The organism is Arthrobacter alpinus (genome assembly GCF_001294625.1).
In the GTDB taxonomy this organism is placed as follows: domain Bacteria; phylum Actinomycetota; class Actinomycetes; order Actinomycetales; family Micrococcaceae; genus Specibacter; species Specibacter alpinus_A.
Map to the genome: position 1 here is coordinate 314,970 of NZ_CP012677.1, position 23,900 is coordinate 338,869.

At 63.5% G+C, this 23,900-nt stretch carries 22 protein-coding genes and 1 pseudogene; 18 read left to right on the top strand and 5 right to left on the bottom strand.

What is annotated here, in order from left to right:
• Positions 1-317: 317 nt before the first annotated feature.
• From AOC05_RS20660 to AOC05_RS01295, 9 genes and pseudogenes are all read left to right on the top strand, one after another.
• Positions 318-863, top strand: a pseudogene (locus AOC05_RS20660) (AI-2E family transporter); the annotation flags it as partial.
• Positions 864-954: 91 nt separating this feature from the next.
• On the top strand, positions 955-1,452 hold the full coding sequence (locus tag AOC05_RS20300) for an AI-2E family transporter (protein WP_062004985.1): 498 nt from the start codon (positions 955-957) through the stop codon (positions 1,450-1,452).
• Positions 1,453-1,675: 223 nt separating this feature from the next.
• Complete coding sequence (locus AOC05_RS01265; protein WP_062004988.1) at positions 1,676-3,109, top strand: MFS transporter; 1,434 nt, start codon at positions 1,676-1,678, stop codon at positions 3,107-3,109.
• Positions 3,110-3,119: 10 nt separating this feature from the next.
• Complete coding sequence (locus AOC05_RS01270) at positions 3,120-4,628, top strand: FGGY family carbohydrate kinase (RefSeq protein WP_062004991.1); 1,509 nt, start codon at positions 3,120-3,122, stop codon at positions 4,626-4,628.
• 61 nt (positions 4,629-4,689) lie between these two features.
• On the top strand, positions 4,690-6,360 hold the full coding sequence (locus tag AOC05_RS01275; RefSeq protein WP_062009186.1) for a glycerol-3-phosphate dehydrogenase/oxidase: 1,671 nt from the start codon (positions 4,690-4,692) through the stop codon (positions 6,358-6,360).
• Between the two features lie 2 nt (positions 6,361-6,362).
• Positions 6,363-7,886: an FAD-binding oxidoreductase gene (locus AOC05_RS01280; RefSeq protein ID WP_062004993.1), complete on the top strand. Its 1,524-nt coding sequence runs from the start codon at positions 6,363-6,365 to the stop codon at positions 7,884-7,886.
• A gap of 49 nt (positions 7,887-7,935) precedes the next feature.
• The gene (locus tag AOC05_RS01285) at positions 7,936-8,520 is read left to right on the top strand and encodes a glycerol-3-phosphate responsive antiterminator (protein WP_062004995.1); all 585 of its coding nucleotides are present in this window, start codon (positions 7,936-7,938) and stop codon (positions 8,518-8,520) included.
• A gap of 31 nt (positions 8,521-8,551) precedes the next feature.
• Positions 8,552-8,857, top strand: a complete 306-nt coding sequence (locus AOC05_RS01290) for a putative quinol monooxygenase (protein ID WP_062004997.1) — start codon at positions 8,552-8,554, stop codon at positions 8,855-8,857.
• A complete protein-coding gene (locus AOC05_RS01295; RefSeq protein ID WP_395939437.1) occupies positions 8,850-9,992 on the top strand; it encodes an alcohol dehydrogenase catalytic domain-containing protein in 1,143 nt (380 codons plus the stop codon). The genes AOC05_RS01290 and AOC05_RS01295 overlap by 8 nt, the downstream gene beginning before the upstream one ends.
• Positions 9,993-10,087: 95 nt before the next feature.
• On the opposite strand, the gene AOC05_RS01300 is transcribed toward AOC05_RS01295, so the two are convergent.
• The 4 genes from AOC05_RS01300 to AOC05_RS01315 all read right to left on the bottom strand — a co-directional run bounded on the left by AOC05_RS01300 (position 10,088) and on the right by AOC05_RS01315 (position 13,358).
• Positions 10,088-11,350 (bottom strand): Dyp-type peroxidase, encoded by a 1,263-nt coding sequence (locus AOC05_RS01300; protein WP_082357670.1) that lies wholly within the window; start codon positions 11,348-11,350, stop codon positions 10,088-10,090.
• A 19-nt stretch (positions 11,351-11,369) separates the two neighbouring features.
• A complete protein-coding gene (locus AOC05_RS01305) occupies positions 11,370-11,975 on the bottom strand; it encodes a copper chaperone PCu(A)C (protein ID WP_062004999.1) in 606 nt (201 codons plus the stop codon).
• 70 nt (positions 11,976-12,045) lie between these two features.
• Positions 12,046-12,609 (bottom strand): copper resistance CopC family protein, encoded by a 564-nt coding sequence (locus AOC05_RS20460; RefSeq protein WP_197277877.1) that lies wholly within the window; start codon positions 12,607-12,609, stop codon positions 12,046-12,048.
• Positions 12,498-13,358: a hypothetical protein gene (locus AOC05_RS01315; RefSeq protein ID WP_197277878.1), complete on the bottom strand. Its 861-nt coding sequence runs from the start codon at positions 13,356-13,358 to the stop codon at positions 12,498-12,500. The genes AOC05_RS20460 and AOC05_RS01315 overlap by 112 nt, the downstream gene beginning before the upstream one ends.
• Before the next feature lie 239 nt (positions 13,359-13,597).
• On the opposite strand from AOC05_RS01315, the gene AOC05_RS01320 reads away from it, so the two are divergent.
• From AOC05_RS01320 to AOC05_RS01330, 3 genes are all read left to right on the top strand, one after another.
• Positions 13,598-14,332, top strand: coding sequence for a hypothetical protein (locus AOC05_RS01320; RefSeq protein ID WP_062005003.1), 735 nt, complete (start codon positions 13,598-13,600; stop codon positions 14,330-14,332).
• Positions 14,333-14,683: 351 nt separating this feature from the next.
• Complete coding sequence (locus AOC05_RS01325; RefSeq protein WP_062005004.1) at positions 14,684-16,075, top strand: MFS transporter; 1,392 nt, start codon at positions 14,684-14,686, stop codon at positions 16,073-16,075.
• Between the two features lie 2 nt (positions 16,076-16,077).
• Positions 16,078-16,842: a 3-hydroxybutyrate dehydrogenase gene (locus tag AOC05_RS01330; RefSeq protein ID WP_062005006.1), complete on the top strand. Its 765-nt coding sequence runs from the start codon at positions 16,078-16,080 to the stop codon at positions 16,840-16,842.
• Between the two features lie 21 nt (positions 16,843-16,863).
• Here AOC05_RS01330 and AOC05_RS01335 read toward each other — a convergent pair whose 3' ends face one another.
• Entirely contained in the window at positions 16,864-17,775 is a 912-nt protein-coding gene (locus AOC05_RS01335) for a LysR family transcriptional regulator (protein ID WP_062005008.1), read from the bottom strand.
• Between the two features lie 179 nt (positions 17,776-17,954).
• Between AOC05_RS01335 and mmsB the strand changes: the two genes are divergently transcribed.
• The 6 genes from mmsB to AOC05_RS19200 all read left to right on the top strand — a co-directional run bounded on the left by mmsB (position 17,955) and on the right by AOC05_RS19200 (position 23,839).
• The gene (gene mmsB, locus AOC05_RS01340) at positions 17,955-18,872 is read left to right on the top strand and encodes a 3-hydroxyisobutyrate dehydrogenase (protein WP_062005010.1); all 918 of its coding nucleotides are present in this window, start codon (positions 17,955-17,957) and stop codon (positions 18,870-18,872) included.
• A gap of 10 nt (positions 18,873-18,882) precedes the next feature.
• Complete coding sequence (locus AOC05_RS01345; protein ID WP_062005013.1) at positions 18,883-20,376, top strand: aldehyde dehydrogenase family protein; 1,494 nt, start codon at positions 18,883-18,885, stop codon at positions 20,374-20,376.
• Positions 20,369-21,619: a CaiB/BaiF CoA transferase family protein gene (locus AOC05_RS01350; protein WP_062005015.1), complete on the top strand. Its 1,251-nt coding sequence runs from the start codon at positions 20,369-20,371 to the stop codon at positions 21,617-21,619. Before AOC05_RS01345 ends, AOC05_RS01350 begins: the two co-directional genes overlap by 8 nt.
• Entirely contained in the window at positions 21,616-22,461 is an 846-nt protein-coding gene (locus AOC05_RS01355; protein WP_197277879.1) for an enoyl-CoA hydratase/isomerase family protein, read from the top strand. Before AOC05_RS01350 ends, AOC05_RS01355 begins: the two co-directional genes overlap by 4 nt.
• Positions 22,462-23,050: 589 nt before the next feature.
• Complete coding sequence (locus AOC05_RS01360) at positions 23,051-23,566, top strand: hypothetical protein (protein ID WP_157374867.1); 516 nt, start codon at positions 23,051-23,053, stop codon at positions 23,564-23,566.
• Between the two features lie 135 nt (positions 23,567-23,701).
• Positions 23,702-23,839 carry a hypothetical protein gene (locus AOC05_RS19200; RefSeq protein WP_154605029.1) on the top strand — a complete coding sequence of 46 codons (138 nt, stop codon included), beginning with the start codon at positions 23,702-23,704 and terminating at the stop codon, positions 23,837-23,839.
• Positions 23,840-23,900: the final 61 nt, after the last annotated feature.

The following is a 23,900-nucleotide window of genomic DNA, read 5'->3' on the forward strand; positions in this document are numbered from 1 at the left end:
GTTGCCGCCCGGGAGGTTGGCGGTGCAGGCAAGATTCACGAAGGCTCCTATGGGCGGGACGGATATGTCCTTACTTTAGCCTCGGCGGGCATCCGCAGGAAGTCGCTGGGTGTTTCCGGGGAGAGCCCTTCGCTGGGCACGCAGGTGCCGGCGGAGAGGCACATTCCCTGGATTGGGCAGACTAAGGTCAGGAGCAGCAAGCTCCTGTAGCCCAGGTGGGGGAAAAACCAATTTTGAATCCAACGGGCAGGAAAAGGCCGGAATCATGAAACGAGCAAAGTTGCAGGCACAAGGCACTGCGTCCGCAGCGCTCAGCCATGACCGACAGGAGGCTGGACAGCCCACGAGGCAGCAGGACGACGGCGGTGTCCAGCTCCCGCTGGATCTCCCACCCTCCGAGCCCGTGGCGGTTGGTGGGCCGAGGTTCCCTGGCACGTGGCTACATCCTCACCCTGGGCGTGCTCGGAGCCCTGGTGACAGGCTTGGCAGTCTACAACCTCCGCGGCATCGTCTTTTCCGTGTTCCTGGCCATGTTCGTCGCCGTTGGCCTGGATCCGCTGGTGCGCTGGCTGCAACGGCGCGGGCTGGCCCGAGGCTGGGCGACGGCGGCCGTGATCATGCTGATTGTTGCACTCATGGTGGGAGTGCTCTTGATGGTGATCCCCCTGCTGGTGGGACAGGTCCAGAACCTCATCACCGGCATCCCCGCAGAAATTGTGCGTCTTCGAGACCACGGCTGGTTTGATGAGGTGAACGCCGCCAGCAACGGCGTGCTCGGAAACATCCTGACCTGGATCTCCGGCGAGGGCACCCGTCCGCAGTTCCTGGCCACCGTTGGCACCGGAGCCGTCGGCCTGGGCTTCACCATCGCCAACGCCATCGGCTCGGGGTTCTTCATCGCCAACTTTTCCATCTACTTTGTGGGCACCTACGACTCCACCAAGAACGCCGCATTTGGCTTTGATCTCGGCTTCGCGCCGAGAGAACGTGGCCGGCTACACCAACCGGATCCTAGAAAATGTGGGCCGCTACCTCAGCGGGATGGTGCTGCTCGCACTGGCCAACGCGACGTTCAGCGTCGTCGTGCTGCTCATTATGGGTGTGCCCGGCCCGTTCGTCATCGGGATCGTGGCCTTCCTGGTCACCCTGATCCCGATGATCGGCACCGTCCTGACCACCTTTGCCATGTCACTGCTGGCCCCGGTCCATTCCCCGACGGCCGGCCTGGTCGTCTATATTGCCATGCTGGTGTACATGCAGTTGGAGGCCTACGTGTTCACCCCGAAGGTCATGAGCAAGGCCGTGAAGATCCCGGGCTCGGTGGTGCTGATCTCCGCGGTGGCCGGCGGGCCCCTCTTCGGGCTGCCCGGGGCGCTCGTGGCCATCCCCATTTCCGCCGGCGTGATCCTAGTCCTGAGTGAAGTGGTCCTGCCCGCCAAGAACCGCAGCTGACCGGGCAGCCGTCCAGCGAACGGATGGCAGCTACCAGCAGGCAGAACCGCAGGCCGAACCGCAGTGCGCAGCCTGTTGCCAAAAAAGAAAATTGTGACTATAGTCTCACAGGTCAGGGTAAGAATATGAGACCTCCTGTTGGAGGTCACGTTCTGCCCTTTTTTCATGCGGAGGGAGCAGCATTTCCAGCGGGCACGGTTTCCTGAGCGAAAAGGTGACACCGTTGTCAAATATTGTTCTCCGAGGTGTGCACGACGTTGTGTCATACATCGACTCCCGTCCCAAGATTTCCGGTCGTGCAGGCCTGATCTGGTGGCTGGCCCTTGGTGGCCTGTTCCTGGATGCGTTCTCCAACTCCGCGTTGGCCGCGGGCCTGGGCCCCATGACCAAGGACCTGCACCTGTCCGCCATTCAGGTCGCCACTCTCACCTCCCTCGCTTCCTGGGTAGCCATTGTTTTCAACCCCATCGGCGGCTGGCTGGCAGACAAGTACGGGCGCATACCCCCGCTGATCATCGCCAAGGTTCTGGCGCTCGTCGGTGCCGGGTTGGCCGCTTTTGCCCCCAGCTTTGAAATGGTCATGGCTGGCCGATTTTTTGTGGGCGCCGCCTACGGAATCGACTTCGCCATCGCCATGGCACTGCTGGCCGAATTCACCCCGGCCCGCTTCAAGAGCCGCCTGAATACCTGGCAGGGTGTCTGGTACACGGCTGTAAGCTCCAACCTCATCCTTGCCGTCCTGTTCTACAACATGGGCGTCGGCGCAGCCATCTGGCGCTACGCTGTTGGCTCCGCCGGCGTGGTTGCCTTGATCATGTTCATTTTCCAGCTCACATACCTGGTGGAAAGTCCCACATGGGCCGCCCGCAAGGGGATGCTGGAACGCGCCGCCACGTACATGACCAAGATCTATAAGGAACCGTTCGTCGCCGCGGACGTTGAGGACCGGGCCCCCATCCTGAACCAGGCAACCAAGGGCTTCGCCAACGTTGCCCTGATCTTCAGGGGAATCTACCTGCCGCGGACCATCTTGGCCGGCACGGTACAGATGGCCCAGTCCATCCAATACTTTGCCGTGGGCTGGTACCTGCCCATCATCAGTCTGACGCTCTTTGGGCAGAACTTTGTGGTGGCCACGCTCGGTGCGCTTGTCTTCAACCTGTTCGGCATACTTGGTGGTTTCATGTCGCCACAGATCGGCAAATTCTTTGGCCTGCGCAAGGCGTCAGCCTTGGGCTTTGGGGCTGTGTTTGTGATGCTGGTGATCCTTGGCCTCTTCTACGAGACCATGCCGATCTTCCTGGCATTCCTGGTGCCGTCGCTGTTCATCCTCTTCCACTCCGGAGGTCCCGGCGCGAATGGCAAGAGCCTGTCCACACTGTCCTTCCGCAGTGAACTCCGGGCCGGTGCCAACGGCATCATTGGGGCTATCGGGAGCACTGGCGCCGCCCTGGGCCTGTTGGTCTTCCCCATCCTGAAGGAAGACTTGGGCCTAGGACCGACGTTCCTGATCCTCTCCGTCGTCCCGCTGACCGCCTGCATCATCTGCTCGGTGATCAAGTGGGATCCCACCCGGACAAGCATCAGCCCCGACGAGGAGACCAACGCACCGCAATTCAAGAGTGACGTGGCCCTGGCCACTGCACTAGTCAAGTAGGAGCCAGGAGATGAGAATCCCAGCAATCCTGTCCATCGACGAAGGCACCACGGGAACCCGCGCAGCCTGGGTGACACAGGACGGCGGAGTCCATGGCCTGGAATACCGGCCCTTGTCCGTGCACAGCCCCAGACCGGGTGTGGTGGAGCAAGACGCCAACGAAATCCTTCAAAAGACCATCGAATCCGTGCACGCAGTGCTCGCATCAGCGAAAGTTGCGGGGGTGGAAGTCAAGGCTCTTGCCATCGCCACCCAACGCGCGACGGCGGTCCTGTGGGACACAGCCACAGGCGCCGCCTTGGTGCCTGCAATGGTGTGGCAGGACAACCGCTTCGCTAAGGAATTGGCTGAGCTGGGCCCTGACTGGGACGAACGTCTCCTTGCAACGGTTGGCCGTCCCACAGGTGTGAGATCCCCCTACCTGTGGGCGGCCCATCACCTGCGTGAGACCGCTGAAGTCAAGGCCGCCTATAGGCAGGGGCGGCTCGGCTTCGGCACCATTGAAACGTGGCTCCTGTGGAGTCTCACAGCGGAGCGTGCCTACATCGCCACCAGCACCAATGCCACTTCGGCGGGTGCCTATGTTCTGGCAACCCACGAATACGAGACCGACTGGATCACGGCATTGGGCTGCCCCCTGGATCTGCTTCCTGAGCTGCGTCAGGACTCCGACTTCTTCGGGCACACCGACGAAAAGCTCCTGGGCATCAGGATTCCGGTCTTGGCAGCCATGGGTGATCAGCACGCCAGCACCGTGGGTCTGGGCTGCCTGGAGGCTGGACAAGCCATGTGCGGACACGGGACCGGAAGTTTTGTGGACATGCTCACCGGCCCCACCCCACCCTTAAAGCCGGGAGTGTACGACGGGACGCTGACCATGGTTGGTTGGCGCCGTCACAACGAAACGTTCTACGCCGTGGAAACTTTCACGCCCACCACGGGATCTGCTTTGGACTGGGTGTGCAACACGTTGGGCTGGTTTGAATCGTCCCGCAAAATAAGTGAGCTGGCGGCCACCGTACAAAGCTCCAACGGGGTCTTGTTCATCCCGTCACTGACAGGCATCCGCACCCCGGTGGTTGAACCGGGTTTGCGGGCCTCACTCACCGGATTGTCAATGGCCAACACGCGGGCGGAAGTTGCCTATGCAGTGCTGGAAGGGATCGCCCATTCGGTGGCCAGCAGCATGGAAGCGAACGCAGAATCCGCCGGCATGGCCGTGACGGAAATTGTGGTTGGCGGCGGGCTTTCCGGCAGTGATGCCCTGATTCAGATGCAGGCGGACCTCACAGGTATCCCCATGCGCCGGCTGCCCGGAACGGAGTTTGCCACCCTGCGTGGGGTTGCTTTCATGGCGGGATCTGACGGGCTCCTCTGGGACTCGCTGCAAGATGCCGTGGCAGCTCTTGGACCCGGCGACGTTTTTGAATCGCGCACTTGTGAACCCGAACGGTTGGCGCGGCGCAGTGACTGGCATAGGCGCATTGCCAGCGACCTGGGCCTAGTACATCCCGGATAACAGATTTTTCACCTGCTCATCAATACAGTTCTCAATGCAACTCTCGGAAGTGATAAACACCATGATTTCCCTACCTTCACGCAAACCCAAGATGGGCCGGGCCAAAATGGTCTCGGACACACCCCTGCCCTTGGCGCGTCACGAACAAGTCGACCGACTCGACAACGGGCATTTTGACATCATTGTGGTCGGTGGCGGAGTTACCGGCGCCTACACGGCCATGGATGCGGCACTGCGCGGCTACAAGGTGGCCCTGTTGGAAAAGGATGACTTTGCCTCAGGCACGTCCTCGAAATCCTCGAAAATGATCCACGGCGGGTTGCGCTACATTGAGCAGGGGAACCTGCCGCTGGTGCGCCACTCCCTCCTGGAACGCCAGCGGCTGCGCAAGAATGCGCAGCACCTGGTCCAGCGCCTGCCGTTCTTGTTTCCCGTGCTCTCAGACAACGGCGTGTTCGACCGCCGCCTGGCTGCCGGCTTTGAAAGCCTGCTGTGGACCTACGACCTGGCTGGCGGCTGGCGCGAAGGCGTTATCCACCAAAAGCTGACCAAGAACGAGGTCCTGGCGCACTGCCCCACGTTCAAGGCCGAAAAGCTTGAAAGTGGCTTCATGTACTACGACGCCCGGGCCGACGACGCCCGCCTCACCCTTACGCTGGCCCGCACCGCGGCGTACCACGGAGCCGTGGTCCTCAACGGGGCAAAAGTTACCGACGTCACCCGCCAGGGCGGCAAGGTCAACGGGGTGGTGGCCGAGGTTGACGGGCGGGAGATCCGCGCCCACTCAAGCGCTGTGGTCATCGCCACGGGTGTATGGCTGCGCGACTGGACAGGGGCAGGCAAGGACGTGGACGCGCCCACCATCCGCCCCGCCAAGGGCGTGCACATCGCCGTCCCGTGGACCAAGATCCGCAACGACTGCACCGTCACCATCCCGGTCCCCGGCCGCAACCGTCGTGCCACCATCACCCGCTGGGGGGACACTTCCTACCTGGGCACCACCGACGAGGACTACAACGGCAACCTCGACGACGTGAACTGCACCCGGGAGGAAATGGAATTCCTGCTCGACGGCGCCCGCACGGCCTTGAACATCGACATCGAGCCCGAGGACGTGGTGGGCAGTATTGGCGGCTGCCGCCCGCTCGTGGCACCGCCCGGCGGAAAGACTATTGAGGTCAAGCGCAACCACGAGATCCGCACCGACCCCGACGGGCTGGTCACGGTGGTGGGCGGCAAGCTGACCACCTCCCGACACATGGCCGAGCAAACTGTGGACGCAGCCCAAAAGGTGCTCGGTGAACGGCGCCGCTGTAAGACCAAGTCCGCGTACTTGCTGGGTGCCGCTGGCTACGATGCGGAGGCGATTGTGGCCTCAGGAGGGCTCGCCTCCCATCTGGGGGAGCGGTACGGCACCGAGTCTCGGTTCGTCACCGACATCCTGGCCAGCGACCCCAGCTTGAACAAGCCGATAGTGGAGGGGCTGCCGTATCTGGAAGCAGAAGTGGTGTACTCGGCACGCCACGAACTGGCCCGCAGCGTGGACGACATCCTCTCGCGCCGCACCCGGGCACGCATAATGGCCCGCGACGCCTCCGCAGCGGCGGCCGAACGCGTAGGTGAGCTCTTGATGAAGGAACTTGATCTGCCGGCACTTGAAGTTCAGGCCCAGGTGGCCTCCTACCGAAACCAAACCGCGCATGAACGCGCCATCCTCATGGGAGAAAAGTAATCATGATCAGTAAAGAAGCACTCAAACGTGGATACAACCGTGGCAACTACACCGTCGGGGCACCCACCCAGCCGGCATTTGCGCAAAACCTTGGCCCTGTCTCCGGCGACCCGGTCTTTGGCACCACGCCGGTGACGGTTCCCGCCGAGGTCCTGGCGGAGCTGGCTGCTGTGGCCGATTCCGTGGTGACGGACCCCGCCGAGGTGGCCGACGGCACCCGTGACTGGTGGGCGGGCACCATGATCGCCGAGACTGGCGGCCGCCCGGCCGCCCCGGAAGCGGTCATCGTGGCCGTGTCCAGCACGGAACAGGTGCAGGCCGTCATGCGTATTTCGCACGCCCGTGACCTCCCCGTCACCGTTTCCGCAGGCCGCAGCAACGTCACAGGCGCCGCACTGCCACTGGCCGGGGGGATCGTTCTTGACGTCTGTGGCTTGGACAAGTTCCTGGGCTTTGATGAGGAAAGTCAGATCATCGAGGTTGAGGCAGGGGTCTTTGGGGACATTTTCGAGGAGAAGATCCAATCCGAATATGGCATGACCATGGGCCATTGGCCGTCCTCCTACGCCATCAGCACCGTGGGTGGGTGGGTTGCGTGCAGGGGAGCCGGCCAGCTTTCAACACGCTACGGAAAGATTGAGGACATGGTCTTTGGTATGGATGTGGTGCTGGCCAACGGCGATCTGGTGACGCTGGGCAACAGCTCCCGCGCCGCCGTCGGACCTGACCTCCTGCAACTGTTCATCGGCTCCGAGGGAACCCTGGGTGTGGTGACAACCGTCAGGTTTCAGCTGCACCGTCTGCCCGACCACGGCCGGGCGATCGCCTACGGGTTCAACACTTTCGCGGAGGGTTTGGAGGCCTGCCGCGAGATCATGCAGCAGGGCGCAACGCCTGCCGCACTGCGCCTGTACGACAACCTCGAAAGCGGTGTGCAGTTCGCCCTGCCCGACACTAACGTCCTGCTGGTGGCGGACGAGGGCGCCACGGAATCCGTAGAGGCGACGCTGGCCATCAGCGAGCGGGTGTGCGCCGAGACCGGCAGCAAGCTCGACGGTGACGCCATCTTTGAGCGCTGGCTCGAGACCCGATACCTGACAGGCAAGAGCGCTGAAGGCTTCAAACGTAGCCCCGGTCTGGTGGCCGACACCTTGGAAATGATCGGCCCGTGGAAGGGCCTGGCCGAGGTTTACGACGACGTCGTCGCCGCGGTAAACTCCGTTTCGGGCACACTTGCAGGTTCAGCCCACCAATCGCACGCCTACATCGACGGCGCATGCCTGTACTTCTCCATGCGCGGCGACGTAGACGTTGACAAGCGGGCACAGTGGTACCGGACGGCCTGGGATGCGGCGAACGATGTCATCATCAGGCATGGTGCCACGCTCAGCCACCACCATGGAGTTGGGCTGTTGCGCGGACCCTATATGGAACGGTCCCTGGGAACCGGATTTGGCGTGCTGCAGACCATCAAAGCTGCGTTGGATCCCAAAAACCTGTTGAACCCGGGCAAACTGGGGTTGTAACGCACCCATCAGGGGCCCTTCAAGCAACGCAGAAAGCGAGCACAAAATCATGCGTGACCTTCCCGAAGACCTGGCTGGGATGTTGGCCCGAAACCCGGTCATCGCAGCCGTATTTGGCGTTGAGAACGTGACTGGCTTTCTGGCGTCGGAGTGCCGCGTGTGCCTTTTGGCCAACGTGGCACTCCACGAACTTGAGGGCCTGATCGCTGTCTTGTCGGCAGCAGGCAAGTTCACCTTCGTGAACGTTGACAACTGCTCCGGGCTTGGCAGCGACCGTGGCGCTATTGAGTATCTCAAGAAGATTGGCACCCAAGGAGTGGTTAGCACCAAAACCGCGCTCATCCAACGGGCCAACGCCATGGGAATGGTGACCATACACAAGGTGTTTGTCACCGACCGCTCCAACCTGCCCCGCAGTGCCCTCGCCGTGGAACAAAGCAAGCCGGCCCTGGTGCAAATCATGCCGTGGCCGGTGGTGGCAGTGCTGGAGCCGGGTGAAATCCGTGCACTGTCACCGTACATTGCCGCCGGGTTCATCAAGACCGCCCCGGATGTGGCGGCCGCCCTCCGTGAGGGCGCCACGGGGGTCTCCACCAGCAGTCCCGAATTGTGGGACCTGGCCGTGCGCCAGTAGTTCCCTTTCCTCTCAACTAAGGATCACAGCCATGTCATCGAAATATTTTCAGGTCATTGCCCACTACTTTCCCCAGCCCGATGAGGTTCAGAACGTCTTGGGGCTGCTAAGTGGGCTGGCTGCGGCAAGCCGGACCGAGGAAGCCAACCTCTCCTATGAGTTTTTCCGTGGCGAAGAGGATCCCGCCCACATCGTGATCCTGGAACGATACACGGATGCCGCCGGTTTTGCCGCGCACCGCGGGTATGATCACTTCAAGACCATCGGCCTGGGCCAGATCATTCCCAAGCTGGCCTCCCGCCGCGTTGAAAGCTATGAAGGGTCGACGGATGCCTGAAGCGACGCTGATGACCAGCGCAATACTCCGCCACTCCACCGCCGGCCGGCCCTACAAGGACAGCCAGCCGCTCACCCTAGAACGGCTACCCATCCCGGTGCCACGTGCCGGTGAAGTCCTGGTGAAGATCGAACGTGCCAGCCTTTGCCACTCGGACCTCTCCGTCATTAACGGCTCCCGGATCCGGCCGCTGCCCATGGCCCTGGGGCATGAGGCCAGCGGCACCGTGGCCGACGTCGGTCCCGGCGTGGACGGGGTCAAGTTCGGTGACCGGGTGGTTCTGGTTTTTGTCCCCAGCTGCGGGCACTGCAAGGCCTGCGCCAGTGGGCGGCCGGCCTTGTGCCATCGCGGCGCCGAAGCGAATGGCGCCGGAGAACTCCTGCACGGTGAAGCGGTGCTGCGTTCGCAGTCGGGGGAGAGGATCAACCACCACCTCGGTGTTTCCGCCTTCTCAGAATATGCCGTGGTGGCCCGCGAGTCTGTGGTGGTGATTGACGACGACGTCCCGTTGGATGTCGCCGCCATGTTTGGTTGCGCCGCACTCACCGGCATCGGCGCCGTCATCCATTCCGCGAAGGTCACTGCGGGGCAAACAGTGATTGTGTTCGGTATGGGTGCCGTGGGTCTCGCCGCGGTCATGGCGGCCGTCCAAGTCCCTTACGCCACCGTCATTGCGATTGATCCGCTGCCAGAGAAACAAGCGTTGGCATTGAAATGCGGTGCACACTTTGCCGGGGCCCCGGACGAGGCGGCCGCGCTGGTGGCCGCCCACTCAGGCTTCGGTGCGGACGTGGCCATCGAAGCCGTGGGCAGTGCCAAGGTCATGGAGGCCTGCCTGGCCCTGTTGGGCAGGGGAGGGGCGCTGGTCTCGGTGGGGCTGCCCCACCCAGAGGCGATGCTGCACGTCCAGGCCCTGCAATTTGCCGGTACCGGCAAGCGACTGTTGGGTTCCTACATGGGCGACGCCGACCCCGCCCGCGACATCCCCGCCTACATCCAACTGTGGAGGAACGGGAAGCTGCCCCTGGAACTGCTGCATACGGACACCAAGCCGCTGACCGAGATCAACGAGGGGCTGGATGCGCTCGCTGACGGACTGGTGGTGCGCCGAGTGTTCACCTTCGAGGGCCTGTGAACACCTAGCGCTGCGCGAGCCGTGAGATATGGCGACTTACGCGGGGCGTAAGTCGCCATATCTCCAGGGTCACCGGGCGGGCGTCCCAATGGACGTCAGACGAACAGTGTTTCGCCCACGAAGCCGCCGGGCTGGCACCCCGGCGGGATGGCGAACACGGCCGAGCCCACCGGTGTCGTCCATTCATTGAGCAGGTCCAGCTCATCCAGCCGCTGCTGGATGGGCACGAACTGCCGGTTAACGTCGGCCTGGTAGGAGGCAAAGACCAGGCCGGACTCCGAAGCCCGGCCCGCCCCGGGAGCCACGTCGTAGTTGTAGGCGCGCCGGTAGATCCGCTGCGATTCATCCTCCGGCCGGGCCCGGCGCAGGTGCGAAAAGTCGGCAATGACCGGGAATCCTGCGGCGTTCACGGCATCGAAATCCGGTTCGTCGTGCTCCTGAACCCCTGTCAACGGTGCCCCGTTGTCCATTCTGCGCCCGATTGACTCGTCGCGCCCGGGCCGGTCCAGCCCGTCCCATTTGTCCAGGTCCATGCGGATCCGCCGGATTACCAAGGATGTTCCGTGCTCCGTCCACGCCGGATTGGCGGCGTCACCCCACACCACCGCCCCGAATTTCTGGCTGCCCGGCCCAGGGTTGGCAGTGCCGTCCACCTGGCCGAAGAGGTTGCGCATGGTGGTCCCGGTCTCGTCGCTGCCGCGGGCGCGCCGGAACCCCTGCTGGACCCATTTCACGGTGGCGAAGCTCCGGCTGTCCTTCAACAGCATCCTTTGCGCATGCGCCACCGTCATTGGGTCATCCGAGCAGATCTGCAGTAGCAAGTCCCCACCGCTGAATTCGGGCACCAGGCGGTCGATGGAAAACGCCGGTAACGGTTTCAGCCAGGCCGGAGCCTTCGCGGGGGCGACGACGGACATCAGACCCGGTCCGAAGCCAAACGTCACCGTCAGCCGGGCCGGCCGCACCGCCATCTCACCCTCGGTGTCCGCCAGGGCGGCCTTCCCGCCGGTCAGCTTCGCGGCGTCGTCGCTGAGCAGTTTCAGCAGCGCCCTGACCCGGTCCGGGACGGTACCCGGATTCAAGTCCAGGGCGATGAAGCTGCCGTGGGCCTGCGGGGGTGTTTGAACCCCCGCCTGCCGGACACCATAAAAGGGCACGATGGTCTCGCCATGGAGCTGGATGTCCAACGCCGGCGACGCCGGATTCTGTGCCGTCCCGGTCAGGGTGGCTCCGACGGCGGCCAACGCGCCCAGGCCGGCTGCTGCACCACCAAAGATCAGGTGCCTGCGCTGCAGGCCCCCGCCCCCGGGGTTGCCAGGGGGCGGGATATCCCGCCCCGTTGATGGGTGATTGCCCATGATGTCCTTCCCCGGGCCGTTACTTGGTGTGGGATGAGGTGTCGGACTCCGGGGTGCTGTGGCTGGAATCGCCATGTTCCATGCCGCCGTGCCCGGCGTCTTCGACTGAGCCGCCGTCGTAGTTCTCATTGGCGCCGCTGAAGTCCTTGCCAGGGGCGGTGAAGGTGAGTGTTCCGCCATCGGAGAGCTTGAGGGTGAAGGTGACATCGTCGCCGGCCTTGATGGGTTTTTGCAGACCCATCAACATGATGTGGTTGGCGCCTGGCTCGAGCTTGAACGTGCCCTTCGACGGGACCGTGAAACCGCCTTCCTTGGCCCGCATCTGCATGGACCCGCTGGCACCAGGCACCGTTTCGTGCAGTTCCACCATGGGTGAAATGTCCGTGGCGGCACTGACTACCGTGACGTCCGCGTCGCTGCTGTTGCTGATCACGCCAAAGGCGCCCGTCATGCCTGACTCCGAGGCCTTGATCCAGGCGTCGCTGACAGTCACAGCCGGCGTTCCGTGGCTGGCTGTAATGCTGGCCGGAGCCGCTGTTTCGTTGCTGGCGGCGCCACAACCGGCTAGGGCCAAGGATGCCGCGGCGAGAAGGGACAGGGCCGGAATGAGGGAGATCTTGTTCATGATAAAACTCCTGAAGCTGTGCCCCTGCCACCGCTGATGGGGCCGTGGCGGAGGGGAAAATTTGATGTGTTTAGTTGCTGGCCGGTGGGCGGCGCATCCGGCGCAGCACGACGACGTAGATAAGGTAGGTGCCCAGGCCCGCCGCCGCGCCAATCCCGGCAGGCAAAAGCCAGGCCGGAACGCCGTTCGCGGAAGTTGCCGCCAACGCCTCCGTGGTGGTTGCCAGGGCCTGCCCGGACGTGGTTGCAGCCTGTGGAGCCGGAACGGAACCGGCCGTGGCGGCGTCGCCCACCAAGAACGTGTAGCTGCCGTTGATGGGGTGACCGTCGCTTGAGACCACCCGCCAGCGGACCTGGTATTCGCCGTCGGGCATGCCGGCGGGCAAGGGCTGCGTGAGCTTCTCGCCGTTTAGGACAGGTGCGTCCTGAACCCAGTTTTTGGTGTCCGAGCCGATGACCCGGACCTCGTGGCCGAGGTTCAGCAGTGTTCCGTTGAAGCGGATTTCAATGTGGAGCGGGGCCGTTACAAGGCGCTGCCCGGGGGTGGGTGTGGACGAAATGATCTGGTCGTGGGCGGCTGCCAGGGGTGCCCCGGCCAGGGACAAGCCCAGGCAGAGCAGGAGAACTGCCAGCACAGAGGCGCCGATTGAACCAGGATTTCGCCATGAAAGTGAGTGCAAATGATTTTTTGCCATGGCTGCTTCCCGCCCCGCCGCCGCTTGGGCGCACGCAGGGCTTTGGGTGGTAAAACGCTGGGCGTTTTAGGACACGGGGAAAGGCAGCGGGGGCCGCGGTGGCGCATGGACAGCAGCGGCACGCCAAGACTGCGCAGGGCCCGGACGGGCCAGCTGTCCGGGCGGATCTGGGGGCCCGAGTCGACGGGAACCGGCGCGAACAGCGGAATCAGGCGGACCAGCCGGAGCCGGAGCGCCTGGAGCAGCCGGACGGCAGCGACTTCGCCGTGGCGCAGTACGGTAATGGTGGCGACCGCGGCGAGGGCATGGCCCAGCCACATGAGGGCGGAGTCGTGGTCCATGGCCGTGGGCACCATGGCGGTGACCGCATCCACTTCCCTGGTGTCCATGAGGTGGCCGGCATGGCCCATTTGTACGCGGGGTGCCGTCATGGCGGAGGATGCGGTACCGGCGCTGAAAAGCCAGTGGAATACGGTTTGGCTCAGTGCCACTGCGGCAGTCAGGCGCCACAGCGACAGGACGCGGCCGGCCAGAAGAGTGCAGACAAGGCCGGAAAGCGCGAGGGAAAGAACAATGACAGGCAGGCTGGGGATGCCACCGCCGGCAATGGAGTGCGAGAGTGCTGCGGCGAAGGTTGCGGCAGCTGCGCCGGACCATCCGCGCGCAAGGCGAATGCCGCGTGCTGCCATCACCGCCCCCTTGTCAGATCTCCGCCGGTTTGCCCGGACAAGACGAGTATGGCACATTTCTACAGCGTGTCGAAAATGCCGGTCGATTTCACCTCGGCTGCCGATCTGATAGAACGGACCAAAGCGCGGAGGTTCGCGAAGGGTGCAAACACGGGCTCGGCGTCGCACTTCATTGCAGCGTCAAGACTGAAAAACCGGCACGAAGTGCCGGGTCAACCTGCCGTATTGAGGAGTAAGAGATGGTCAAGGATTTCAAGATCGTCCACGAATCGGAGATCGACGGGACTCCGGATGCGGTGTTCTTTGCTGCGACCGAAGGCAACTCCGGCTGGCTGTGGCCCTCTCCGGGCGGGCTGGAGAAGACGGTGGGAGGGGCCGGTCCCATGGGCAGCACCGTCACTGCCTGGGACCCGCCTCACCACTACGCCAGCCGGATGGAGGGCCCCAATGGCTTCTACAACGAGCTGGAATTTGAAATTTCTCAGCGACCGGGCGGCAAATCATGGCTGCGGTACGTCCATAGCGGCGTCCTTTTTGGGGACTGGGAGAAGCAGTACGACGGCGCCGCCAAGCACAGCGCGTTCTATATCCACACGCTGGGCCAGTACGTAAAGTACTTCGCGGGGAAACAGGCCGGGTTCGCCGATGTGCAGGGGCCCGCTGCGTCATCGTCGCCGGAGGCCTTTGAGGCGGTCAAGGCCGCGTTGGGAATTCACGGCGCCGGAGCCGGCGGACACGTCAGCGTCGCCATTGCGGGGCTCGGCACGGTAGACGCCGTGGTGGACTACCTGGACCCGAATTTTGTGGGCCTGCGCACCGAGGACGCCATGTACAGGTTCTTTGGACGAAACGCCTTCGGCGCGGTGGTGGGCATGACTGTGCACCTGTTCGCCGACGGTGCCGACGCGGAGGCTGCGGGCACGGAGGTTGCGGGCGCGGCCTGGAGTGCATGGCTGAACAAGCTGTTCGCGTAGGTAGCAGGCGACGGCCCGCAGTCGGGCGTTCCCTGCCGCCGTCCCCATGAAAAATGATCCCGTTCCCGCTCTATGATCCCTCAATTCCGGGCTCATAAAGCGGGAACGGGATCATTTTTGCCTTCTCAACGGCGCCGAACCGCAGGTGTACGGGGGGGCTCGGGCATGCGGGGAAGACCCTTGCTTGATGTGCATTTTTGCGCACCGTATCTGCGCGATTGGGCTTTGATGTTCGGGGGTGAACCCTGCAATACTCGCAGGAAACAACCACAACGTGGGCCACATCACAATGTGGAGAAGTTACCTAATTGTCAATGTCGACAGGCGCGCACTTGGTGCGGAGGAGTAAAAATGAGCTCACCAGCTGGTATATCCCCATCTGTAAAGGATTCGGGGCTGCGGAAGGTCGTGGCAGCCTCCATGGCCGGGACCGTCGTGGAATGGTACGAGTTCTTCCTCTACGCCACCGCCGTCACCTTGGTGTTCGGCAAGATGTTCTTCCCCAACTCCGGATCAGAGCTCGACGCGATCATGGCAGGTTTTTTGACCTACGCCGTCGGCTTTGTTGCCCGGCCCATTGGCGGTATCGTCTTTGGTCACTTCGGCGACAAGTTCGGCCGTAAGAAGCTGCTCCAGCTGAGCATCATCTTGGTCGGTGTTTCCACGTTCCTGATGGGCTGCCTGCCCAGTTTTGCTCAGGTCGGCTACTGGGCGCCGGCACTCCTGGTGGGGTTGCGCTTCATCCAGGGCTTCGCCGTCGGAGGCGAATGGGGCGGTGCTGTCTTGCTGGTGGCCGAGCACAGCCCCAACAAGTCACGCGGCTTCTGGGCGTCTTGGCCGCAGTCGGCGGTGCCGCTTGGTAATCTGCTCGCCACGGGTGTCCTGCTGACCTTGTCCTCCATGCTCAGTGAGGCCGCATTCCTGGGCTGGGGCTGGCGCGTCGCTTTCTGGCTCTCCGCCGTGATCGTGCTGATTGGTTACTACATCCGCACAAAGGTCAACGACGCCCCCATCTTCCTTGAAGCCCAGGCGGAAATGGAAGGAAATCCGCAGTCCGGTTATGGTGTCTTGGAGGTCCTGCGCCGCTACCCGCGCGGCGTGTTCACCGCCATGGGACTGCGCTTTGCCGAGAACATCCTGTACTACCTGGTGGTCACGTTCTCCATCACTTACCTGAAGATCATCGTCAACATCGACACCTCCCGGATACTGTTGCTGCTGTTGGTGGCTCACGGCGTCCACTTCTGTGTGGTACCCCTGGTGGGCAAGCTCTCCGACACGATCGGGCGCAAGCCCACCTACATGCTCGGTGCACTCACGGGCGCCACCTGGGGCTTCTTTGCATTCCCCATGATGGACACCCGCAACGACCTGATGATCCTGGCCGCGGTCACCATCGGTTTGTTGTTCCATGCACTGATGTACGCCGGCCAGCCTTCCATCATGGCTGAGATGTTCCCGACCCGGATGCGTTATTCGGGTGTTTCGCTCGGTTACCAGGTCACCTCCATCGTGGCCGGTTCCATGGCCCCGTTCATCGCCACCGGACTGGTGGAACATTACAAATCCTCGGTCCCCGTGGCACTGTACCTGCTCGGAGCCTGCATGGTGACGGTGGTCGCGGTGCTGTTCCTGAAGGAGACCAAGGGCGTATCCCTGCAGGACATTGACGACGCCGATGCTGCCGGAACGCTGGCCCTGGGCCGTGCGGCCGCCGCCAAGTCCGCAGCAAAGGTGGGTTAGGAATGTCCGCAAATACGGCGGGGACCGGTTTCTTGGCCGGACGGCGTGCCCTTGTCACCGGCGGTGCCGGCGGTTTGGGGGCCGCCTGTGCCCGGGCGCTGGCGGCCCAAGGCGCCTATGTCGTCGTTGCTGACCGGGACGGCGCGGGGGCTGCCCGGGTGGCGGCCGAGGTCGGCGGCGAGTCGTGGGAGGTGGATCTGTTGGACACCCGGGCCCTGGAATCGCTCTCCTTGGAAGTGGACATCCTTGTCAACAACGCCGGCATCCAAACCATCAGCCCCATCGAGGACTTTGACCCGGCCGCCTTCCGTCGTATTCTGGCCATCATGTTGGAGGCGCCGTTCCTGCTGATCCGCGCAGCACTCCCGCACATGTATGCCCAAGGATTTGGGCGGATCATCAACATGTCATCCATCCACGGGCTGCGCGCATCGGCCTACAAGTCCGCGTATGTGGCAGCCAAGCACGGCCTGGAGGGGCTGTCCAAGGTCACTGCCCTGGAGGGTGGGGCGCATGGGGTGACCAGCAACTGTGTGAACCCGGGCTACGTGCGCACGCCGCTGGTGGAGGGGCAGATCGCCAGCCAGGCAGCCGCCCATGGCATCCCCGAGGAAAGGGTGCTTGCACAAATCATGCTGGACAAAAATGCCATCAAGCGGCTCATCGAGCCGGAGGAGATTGCCGGGCTCGTCACCTGGCTTGCCTCGGACCAGGCAGCCATGGTCACCGGCACCTCCCACATTATGGACGGCGGCTGGACGGCGTAAGGTGCCGCCCGCCGTCGTCCATCAGCCGGGGAGGAGCTGTTGGCGTCGGGCTCGGGTTTCCTGCAGGAACGCAGCCACGACTGCCTGCACGGCGGGCGAACGCAGCGACTCGGGCCGGGACGCAGCCCAAAACTGCACCTTTTGCTCTACTTCTTTGGGCAGGACGCGGACAAGTCCAGGTTGCCCGTCCGCCATGAACGCGGGCAGCATGCCAATCCCGGCATTGGCCCGCACGGCCTCGATCTGGGCGAACACGCTGGTGGCCTGGAAATCCGCTGGCTTGGCGGTCAGGGTCCGGTGCTGTTGGACCAGCTCCGCCACTTGCAGGGTTGATTCCACGTAGGAGATGAAGCTGTGGGTGGCCAGCGCGTCAACCGTTTCCGGCATGCCGTTCTTGGAGACATACTCCGGGCCCGCATAGAGCCGCAAGGTGTAGTCGGAGAGCAGGATGGTCTGCGCCCGACCGGCGTCCACGCTTCCCGGCACCACCTCGATGTCAACGCCCGAGCGGTTTTGGCTCAACCGGCGCGTGCCGCTGAGCAGTTCCACCCGTAGCAAGGGGTGCTTGCCTTGCAGCCGGGCCAGCGCCGGTGTAGCGATGAGTGCGCCAAATCCGTCGGATGCGCTCACCCGCACCACCCCGGAGACCGCGTCCACGCCGTCCTGGATGCCCGACGTGAGGACGCTCAGGCTTTTTTCGATGCCTTCCGCCGCGCCAACGGCGGCCCGGCCCAGCTCCGTCAACTCCCAGCCCTGGGGTGTGCGTTCTAGGGTACGCCCGCCCAGTTGCTTGTCCAAGGCCAGTATCCGGCGGGAGACGGTGGTGTGGGTTGTCTCCAGCGCATCGGCCACTGCGGTGAAACGGCCAAGCCGGGCCACCGTGAGTAGGATCAGCAGGTCGTCGGGACTGGGGAACCTCTTGAATTCCACCATGGGAGGGCTCCTTACTAATTAGGTGGGCGGACGCCCCGCCGCGTGCTGTGCATGAACGCACATGCACTCTGCCTTTTTCGGTCTTGTTTGCACTCTATCAGGGTGTGATGCTGGTCATATCCGCCAATGTCGGTGGACTAAGGACATAATGGGAATCGTCAGGCAAAGGAGCTTTCATCATGGCAGTTGTGGCATGGATTGGTTTGGGCAACATGGGTGGACCCATGACGGCCAACATGGTCAAGGCCGGGCAGGCGGTACGCGGCTTCGATCTGAGCGAAGACGCGCTCGCCGCTGCCGTTGCGAACGGTGTCACCCCTACCTCCTCGATCGCCGACGCGGTCCAGGGCGCCGACGTTGTCTTCACCATGCTCCCCAAGGGTGACCATGTGCGCAACGTGTACTTCGGTGACGGCGGAATTCTGGCCAACGCGGCCAAGGAAACCCTCCTCATTGACTCCTCCACCATTGACATCGAGTCCGCGCAGGCCGTGCACGACGCCGCTGCTGCCGCCGGCTTCCGCTTTGTCGACGCCCCCGTCTCGGGAGGCATGAGCGGAGCGGCTGCCGCCACCCTCACCTTCATGGTCGGCGGCGAAGGCGGCGCCGTGGCCGACGCCTGCTCCTACATCGAACCAATGGCCGCAAATATCATCCCCACCGGTGGCGCCACCACCGGCCAGGCCGCCAAGATCTGCAACAACCTGATGCTGTTCATCAACCTGGCCTCCACTGCCGAGGGCGCTGTACTTGCCGACCGGCTGGGCCTGGATAAGCAGGTCTTCTGGGACATCGCTTCCGTCTCCTCCGGCGACAGCTGGGCGCTGCGCACCTGGTACCCGTTGGCCGGCGTGGTCCCCACCTCAGCCGCCAACCGCGACTTCGCCCCCTCCTTCACCGCCGAACTGGCCAACAAGGACATCGGCCTGGCCATCGCAGCCGCCCGCAGCACGGACACCCCGCTGGAGATCGGCGAGCACGTCCAGCAGCTGTTCCAGCGCCTCATTGACCAGGGAGAGGGCGGCAATGACTGCTCCCAGATCGTGTCCCTCGTGGATGGGTCCTTGAAAACTTCCGCTTCCATTGCTTCTGCCTAAGGAAATTGCCATGACTGATGTTCAAACAGTTCCGGCCGTCCGGGACTGGCCCATGTGGATCGGTGGCGAGGAAGTGGCTTCGGCTGGCGGTGAATGGCGCAATGTTGACAACCCCGCCCGCCGTGAAGCCGTCATTGCCCGCGTCCCTTCCGGCAACGTGGCAGACGTTGAAAGGGCCGTTGCCGCGGCCCGGGCCGCCTTCCCGGCCTGGCGATCCCAGCACTTCAGCGGCCGCTCCAAGGCGCTGCTGGCCATCGCCGACGAGCTCGAGGCCCGCACGGAGGAATTTGCCGTGCTGACTGCGCTGGACACGGGCAACGCGCTGCGCACGCAGGCCCGCCCCGAGGCCACCACCATGGTCTCCATGTTCCGCTACTTTGCCGGCGTGGCCGGTGAGGTCAAGGGCACCACCTTGCCAGCGGGGGAAAACCAGCTGCAGTACACCCGCCTTGAACCGCTGGGCGTGGTTGCCGCGATCCTGCCGTGGAACTCGCCGCTGATGATCGCCGCGTTCAAGATCCCGGCCGCCCTGGCCGCTGGCAACACCGTCATCATGAAGGCCGCCGACGACGCCCCGCTCACCATTTTGCTGCTCGCGCAAGTGTGCAACAAACACCTCCCGGCCGGCGTCGTCAATGCCATGACAGGGCGCGGTTCCGTCATCGGTGAGGCCCTAGCCAACCACCCCGGCGTGGACAAGGTCTCCTTCACCGGCTCCACCGAGGTGGGGCGCGGCGTGGCCGCCCAAGCCAGCGCCCGGCTGGCACACATGTCCATGGAGCTGGGCGGGAAGAACCCCTCCATCGTGTTCCCTGACGCGGTCGACGACGAACTCATCGACGGCCTGCTCCTCGCCTCCCGCTTCACCCGCCAAGGCCAAAGCTGCACCGCCGGCTCCCGCCTGTTCCTTCATGAGGATATTTACGACGACGTTTTGGCCCGCCTGAGTGCCAAGCTGGGTGCGCTGAAGGTGGGGGACCCGCTCGATGAGGCCACAGACATGGGCGCTGTCATCAACCTCAAACAGCACACCGCCATCACCGGCTACCTCGACGAAGGCCGCGCCACCCCCGGCATGAAGGCTGTGCTCGGCGGCAGCGCCCCCACCGACGCTGCACTGACCGAGGGGTACTACCACCTGCCCACAGTGTTCAGCGGGGTTCGGAACGAGTTTCGGCTGGCGCAGGAGGAGATCTTCGGCCCGGTCCTGGTGGCGATCCCGTGGAAGAACACCGCGGAGGTCATCCGCATGGCCAACGACACCAACTACGGCCTTGCCGCGTATGTGTGGAGCCATAACCTGGACGACGCGCTGAACACCGCCCACCAGGTAGAGGCTGGATGGGTGCAGGTCAACCAGGGCGGCGGCCAGGTGGCCGGGCAGTCCTACGGCGGCTACAAGCAAAGCGGTATGGGCCGGGAAGTCTCGCTGGAAGGCATGCTGGAAGGGTTCACCCAGACCAAGCAGATCAATGTTCGGCTGCGCGGAGTACCCAATGGGTGAGAACTCCTCGCTGCCCCTAGATTCAACGCCGCCGCTGGAGGGTATCCGCATCCTGGATCTGAGCCGCGCCCTGGCCGGCCCGTACGCCACCGCATTACTGTCCGACCTTGGCGCCACGATCATCAAGACCGAAAGCATCAAGGGTGGTGACTCCAGCCGGTCTTGGCCCCCCTTTGAGAACGAGCACAGCCTGTACTTTGACTCGACTAACCGCGGCAAGGAGTCCATTGCCATCGACTTCTACAGCCCGGCCGGGCGGGACTTGTTGTGGCAGTTGGCGATGAGCGCCGACGTCGTGGTGGAGAATTTTCGGCCCGGCGTGTTGGCAACCATGGGCCTTGACCCGGAGGATCTGCGCGCGTCCAAGCCGGAGATCATCATCGCCTCGGTGAGTGGTTTCGGGGCTACCGGACCACTCTCGCAGGCGCCCGGGTTGGACCAGGTGGCGCAGGGCATGAGCGGGCTGATGTCCGTGACCGGTCCCGACGCCGAGAACATGTTCCGGGTGGGGGTGCCCATCGTGGACCTGGTCTCGGGCATCAACACCGCACTTGCCATTGCGGCCGCGTTGGTGGGCAGGGCTCGCACCGGCGTGGGGATGGAGGTCTCGACGTCGCTGCTGGAAACCAGTCTGGGGTTGGGCGCCTTCCAGGCCCAAAAGTATTTGAGTACGGGCGAGGTTCCCGTACCGTTGGGCAACACGCACGCGGCGCTGACCCCCTACGGGGTGTTCGCCACCTCGGACATCCCCATCATCATCGCGGTGGGCAACGAAAAGCAGTGGCGCAAGTTGGGCACCCTGCTGGGTGCCCCGGAGCTGGCGGAGCGCCCTAAATACGCAACAGGCAAGTTGCGCCACGCCAACGAGGCCGCGCTGAAGGTTGAGCTGGAGGAGTTGCTGGTCCACCGCACCGCCAACGAATGGCTGCCCATGCTGCGCGCCGCCGCCATTCCGGCCGGACCCATCTACAACTATGAGCAGGCGTTTGCCGATGACCAGGTAAAGGCGCTGGGCATGGTGGAAACCGTGCACCGCGCCGACGGCTCCGAATTGCCGCTGGTGCGTGGCCCCATCTCTGTCAACAGGGTGGCGCCGCGTATCCGCAAGGCCCCGCCGTCGTTGGGGGAGGACACCCTTGCCGTCCTGGCTGGGTTGTCGCTGACGGAGGACCAGATCGCCGGACTGGTGGAGGCGGGTATCGTGCTGGCTGCGCCATCGGTGCAGCCGGGGCTCGTGCCATGAGCGCAGTAGCTGTTCAGGAAGTGATAATTCAGGCAGGGGAGAGGGCAGGCATGCTGCGCATTGAACAGGCCGGACCGGTGGCCACACTCATCATGGACAACCCGGGCATGCGCAACGCCATTACCCAGGACATGTGGCAGCAGTTCGAGGACCTGCTGGCGCAACTCGATGCCGACGACACTGTCAAAGTGGTGGTGGTGCGCGGGGCTGGATCCCACTTTTCGGCGGGCGCGGACATCGCCTCGGTCCAGAAGATCCTGCACGACCCGGCCACCGGACAAAGCGACGGCGGTGACATCACCGTCGCGGAGAGTGCCATAGCCCGGTTCCGCAAGCCCACCATCGCCGCCATCGACGGCTACTGCGTGGGCGGCGGCTGGCAGATCGCCGGCGCCTGCGACATCCGCCTGGCCTCCGAGCGGGCCGTGTACGGTATCACCCCGGCCAAGATCGGCATCGTGTATCCGCTGTCCGGGATCAAGCGCCTGGTGCAGCTGGCGGGCCCGGCCACCGCAAAGTACCTGCTGATTAGCGGCGACTTCGTCAACGCCCAAGAGGCGCTGCGGCTTGGCCTGGCCACGAAGGTGATCGCACTGGACAGCTTCTGGAATGACGTTGAGGCTTTTGCGCTGCACCTTTCGGCGCGCTCGCAGTTCTCCGCTCAAGGGCACAAAGCGCTCATTAATGCCATGAGTGCCGGGGCCGGCGACGCCTCGGTGGATGGGCTCAGCGCCTACTGGCAGGGACAGATGGCGGTCAGCGAGGACGCGGCCATCGGCGTTGCCGCCTTCCTGGCCAAGGAGACGCCCCACTTCACCTGGTTGCGACCGCACGAGGACTGAACCGGGGCGCGTCACAAGCGCAGTGTCCTTTTCAGTACTCGGCTGCACATCCCTGATACGTCCGTAGTGGCAATCTCCTGTCGACGCCCTGGACACGGTCACCTGGCAGGCACCGGAACACTGTCCATGCGAAGCCTCAAGGCCTTCAGACGACGTTCAACAGCACCTTCCGTCGACCGCACCAACGCCATCGACCTGAACTGTACTGGGGGAAAGGGAGTGAAACTGATCAACGCGCTGCGCAAGTCACCGACACCATGTCATCTGTAACCACCTAGCAGCACAATCCACGCAGGCGCGAGATGCCGGTCATACCACCGAGAGCTGAGCCCGGTGACGCAGAGGAAAGTCCCAAAACAGTGCGTGGGGCCTCGTCGCAAGCATCGGGGAGCCCATCCTCTCGAGGACCCCGAGCGTTTGGCCGACGCCATGGCAGCCGGTGGCGCGGTCCGTCCTGGCGCGGTCCGTCCTGGAGCAGATGCTCAGCCCGCGACCGACGACGTGAACGCAGTGGAGAGCAGCACCAGACAAACGGCCACAACAGTATGGAAGAAGCTCTCCGGCGGGTTGATTGCCGACCCCGGATTGCATGGGAAGTCCAAGTCATGGAATTCTCCTGCCGCTGGATAAGCTCGGAGAACTTGAAATCAACATGCATTCGGAGCAGTTGCGCCAAGAAGGCAGCTGGGACTACCTGGTGTATCTGACTTCCCTGCCGAAGTATGAGAATGACGAGCCGTTGATATCCAGCCTCAACATCACCAAGCTCTCGGCCGTGATCGTTTTGACCGCCTTGGGCATCGTGCGCAAGAAGCGCCTGCAGCGGGCCATGGAACAGGCGTTGTCCAAACTGCACGGAGTGGATGATCCTTTCCTTGATGAAAAAGGCCATGTGTCGATGGTGATCAAACCGCTCGCGTTAGAACCTAGGGTTGATGCGGTCGAGGCCAAGGAAAACTCCACAGAGACCGCCAAGAGCCTCAGGGGATGGATCTTGGTGCTCATTGGCATGGTGCGAAGCAACCGGCCCTGTCCACCGCGGCCTTCGGTGTTTTCTACACCAGCATCTGGAGCATGGCAGACTACTTGCCGACCCGCCGTTTGATGCTCATCAGCCAGCTCTCAATCATGGTCATGGGAACCTGGCTCGTGGCGCACAACGGACTGTGGGAGCGACCGCGCGGATCCAAGCATGTGAAAAATGCGTGTGATGTAGAACCTAGCCACGCTGATAACCATCGTGATCGCGATACTCATCATGTATCTGGCACTTTTAGCCGTCATTTTGACCGGGGCGCTGATCATCATCGACCCGGTGTTCCTCTCACTGCAGATTGAAGGCGAAATCGGTTTTCGCGAATACGTGAACCTCTCCTGACTCTCGGCATCCCGGGGCACTATGGCCGGGGCAGTGGGATCAAGTTTCGACAATGAGGAAT

Excerpts from the sequence above, each read along its gene's own strand:
- AOC05_RS01280 (WP_062004993.1), top strand. The coding sequence starts at position 6,363 with ATGATCAGTAAAGAAGCACTCAAACGTGGATACAACCGTGGCAACTAC.
- AOC05_RS01290 (WP_062004997.1), top strand. The coding sequence starts at position 8,552 with ATGTCATCGAAATATTTTCAGGTCATTGCCCACTACTTTCCCCAGCCC.
- AOC05_RS01285 (WP_062004995.1), top strand. The coding sequence starts at position 7,936 with ATGCGTGACCTTCCCGAAGACCTGGCTGGGATGTTGGCCCGAAACCCG.
- AOC05_RS01360 (WP_157374867.1), top strand. The coding sequence starts at position 23,051 with ATGGGAAGTCCAAGTCATGGAATTCTCCTGCCGCTGGATAAGCTCGGA.
- AOC05_RS01295 (WP_395939437.1), top strand. The coding sequence starts at position 8,850 with ATGCCTGAAGCGACGCTGATGACCAGCGCAATACTCCGCCACTCCACC.
- AOC05_RS01270 (WP_062004991.1), top strand. The coding sequence starts at position 3,120 with ATGAGAATCCCAGCAATCCTGTCCATCGACGAAGGCACCACGGGAACC.
- AOC05_RS01305 (WP_062004999.1), bottom strand. The coding sequence starts at position 11,975 with ATGAACAAGATCTCCCTCATTCCGGCCCTGTCCCTTCTCGCCGCGGCA.
- AOC05_RS01325 (WP_062005004.1), top strand. The coding sequence starts at position 14,684 with ATGAGCTCACCAGCTGGTATATCCCCATCTGTAAAGGATTCGGGGCTG.
- AOC05_RS01350 (WP_062005015.1), top strand. The coding sequence starts at position 20,369 with ATGGGTGAGAACTCCTCGCTGCCCCTAGATTCAACGCCGCCGCTGGAG.
- AOC05_RS01315 (WP_197277878.1), bottom strand. The coding sequence starts at position 13,358 with ATGGCAGCACGCGGCATTCGCCTTGCGCGCGGATGGTCCGGCGCAGCT.
- AOC05_RS01335 (WP_062005008.1), bottom strand. The coding sequence starts at position 17,775 with ATGGTGGAATTCAAGAGGTTCCCCAGTCCCGACGACCTGCTGATCCTA.
- AOC05_RS01275 (WP_062009186.1), top strand. The coding sequence starts at position 4,690 with ATGATTTCCCTACCTTCACGCAAACCCAAGATGGGCCGGGCCAAAATG.
- AOC05_RS01345 (WP_062005013.1), top strand. The coding sequence starts at position 18,883 with ATGACTGATGTTCAAACAGTTCCGGCCGTCCGGGACTGGCCCATGTGG.
- AOC05_RS01320 (WP_062005003.1), top strand. The coding sequence starts at position 13,598 with ATGGTCAAGGATTTCAAGATCGTCCACGAATCGGAGATCGACGGGACT.
- AOC05_RS01355 (WP_197277879.1), top strand. The coding sequence starts at position 21,616 with ATGAGCGCAGTAGCTGTTCAGGAAGTGATAATTCAGGCAGGGGAGAGG.
- AOC05_RS01330 (WP_062005006.1), top strand. The coding sequence starts at position 16,078 with ATGTCCGCAAATACGGCGGGGACCGGTTTCTTGGCCGGACGGCGTGCC.
- mmsB (WP_062005010.1), top strand. The coding sequence starts at position 17,955 with ATGGCAGTTGTGGCATGGATTGGTTTGGGCAACATGGGTGGACCCATG.
- AOC05_RS01300 (WP_082357670.1), bottom strand. The coding sequence starts at position 11,350 with ATGGGCAATCACCCATCAACGGGGCGGGATATCCCGCCCCCTGGCAAC.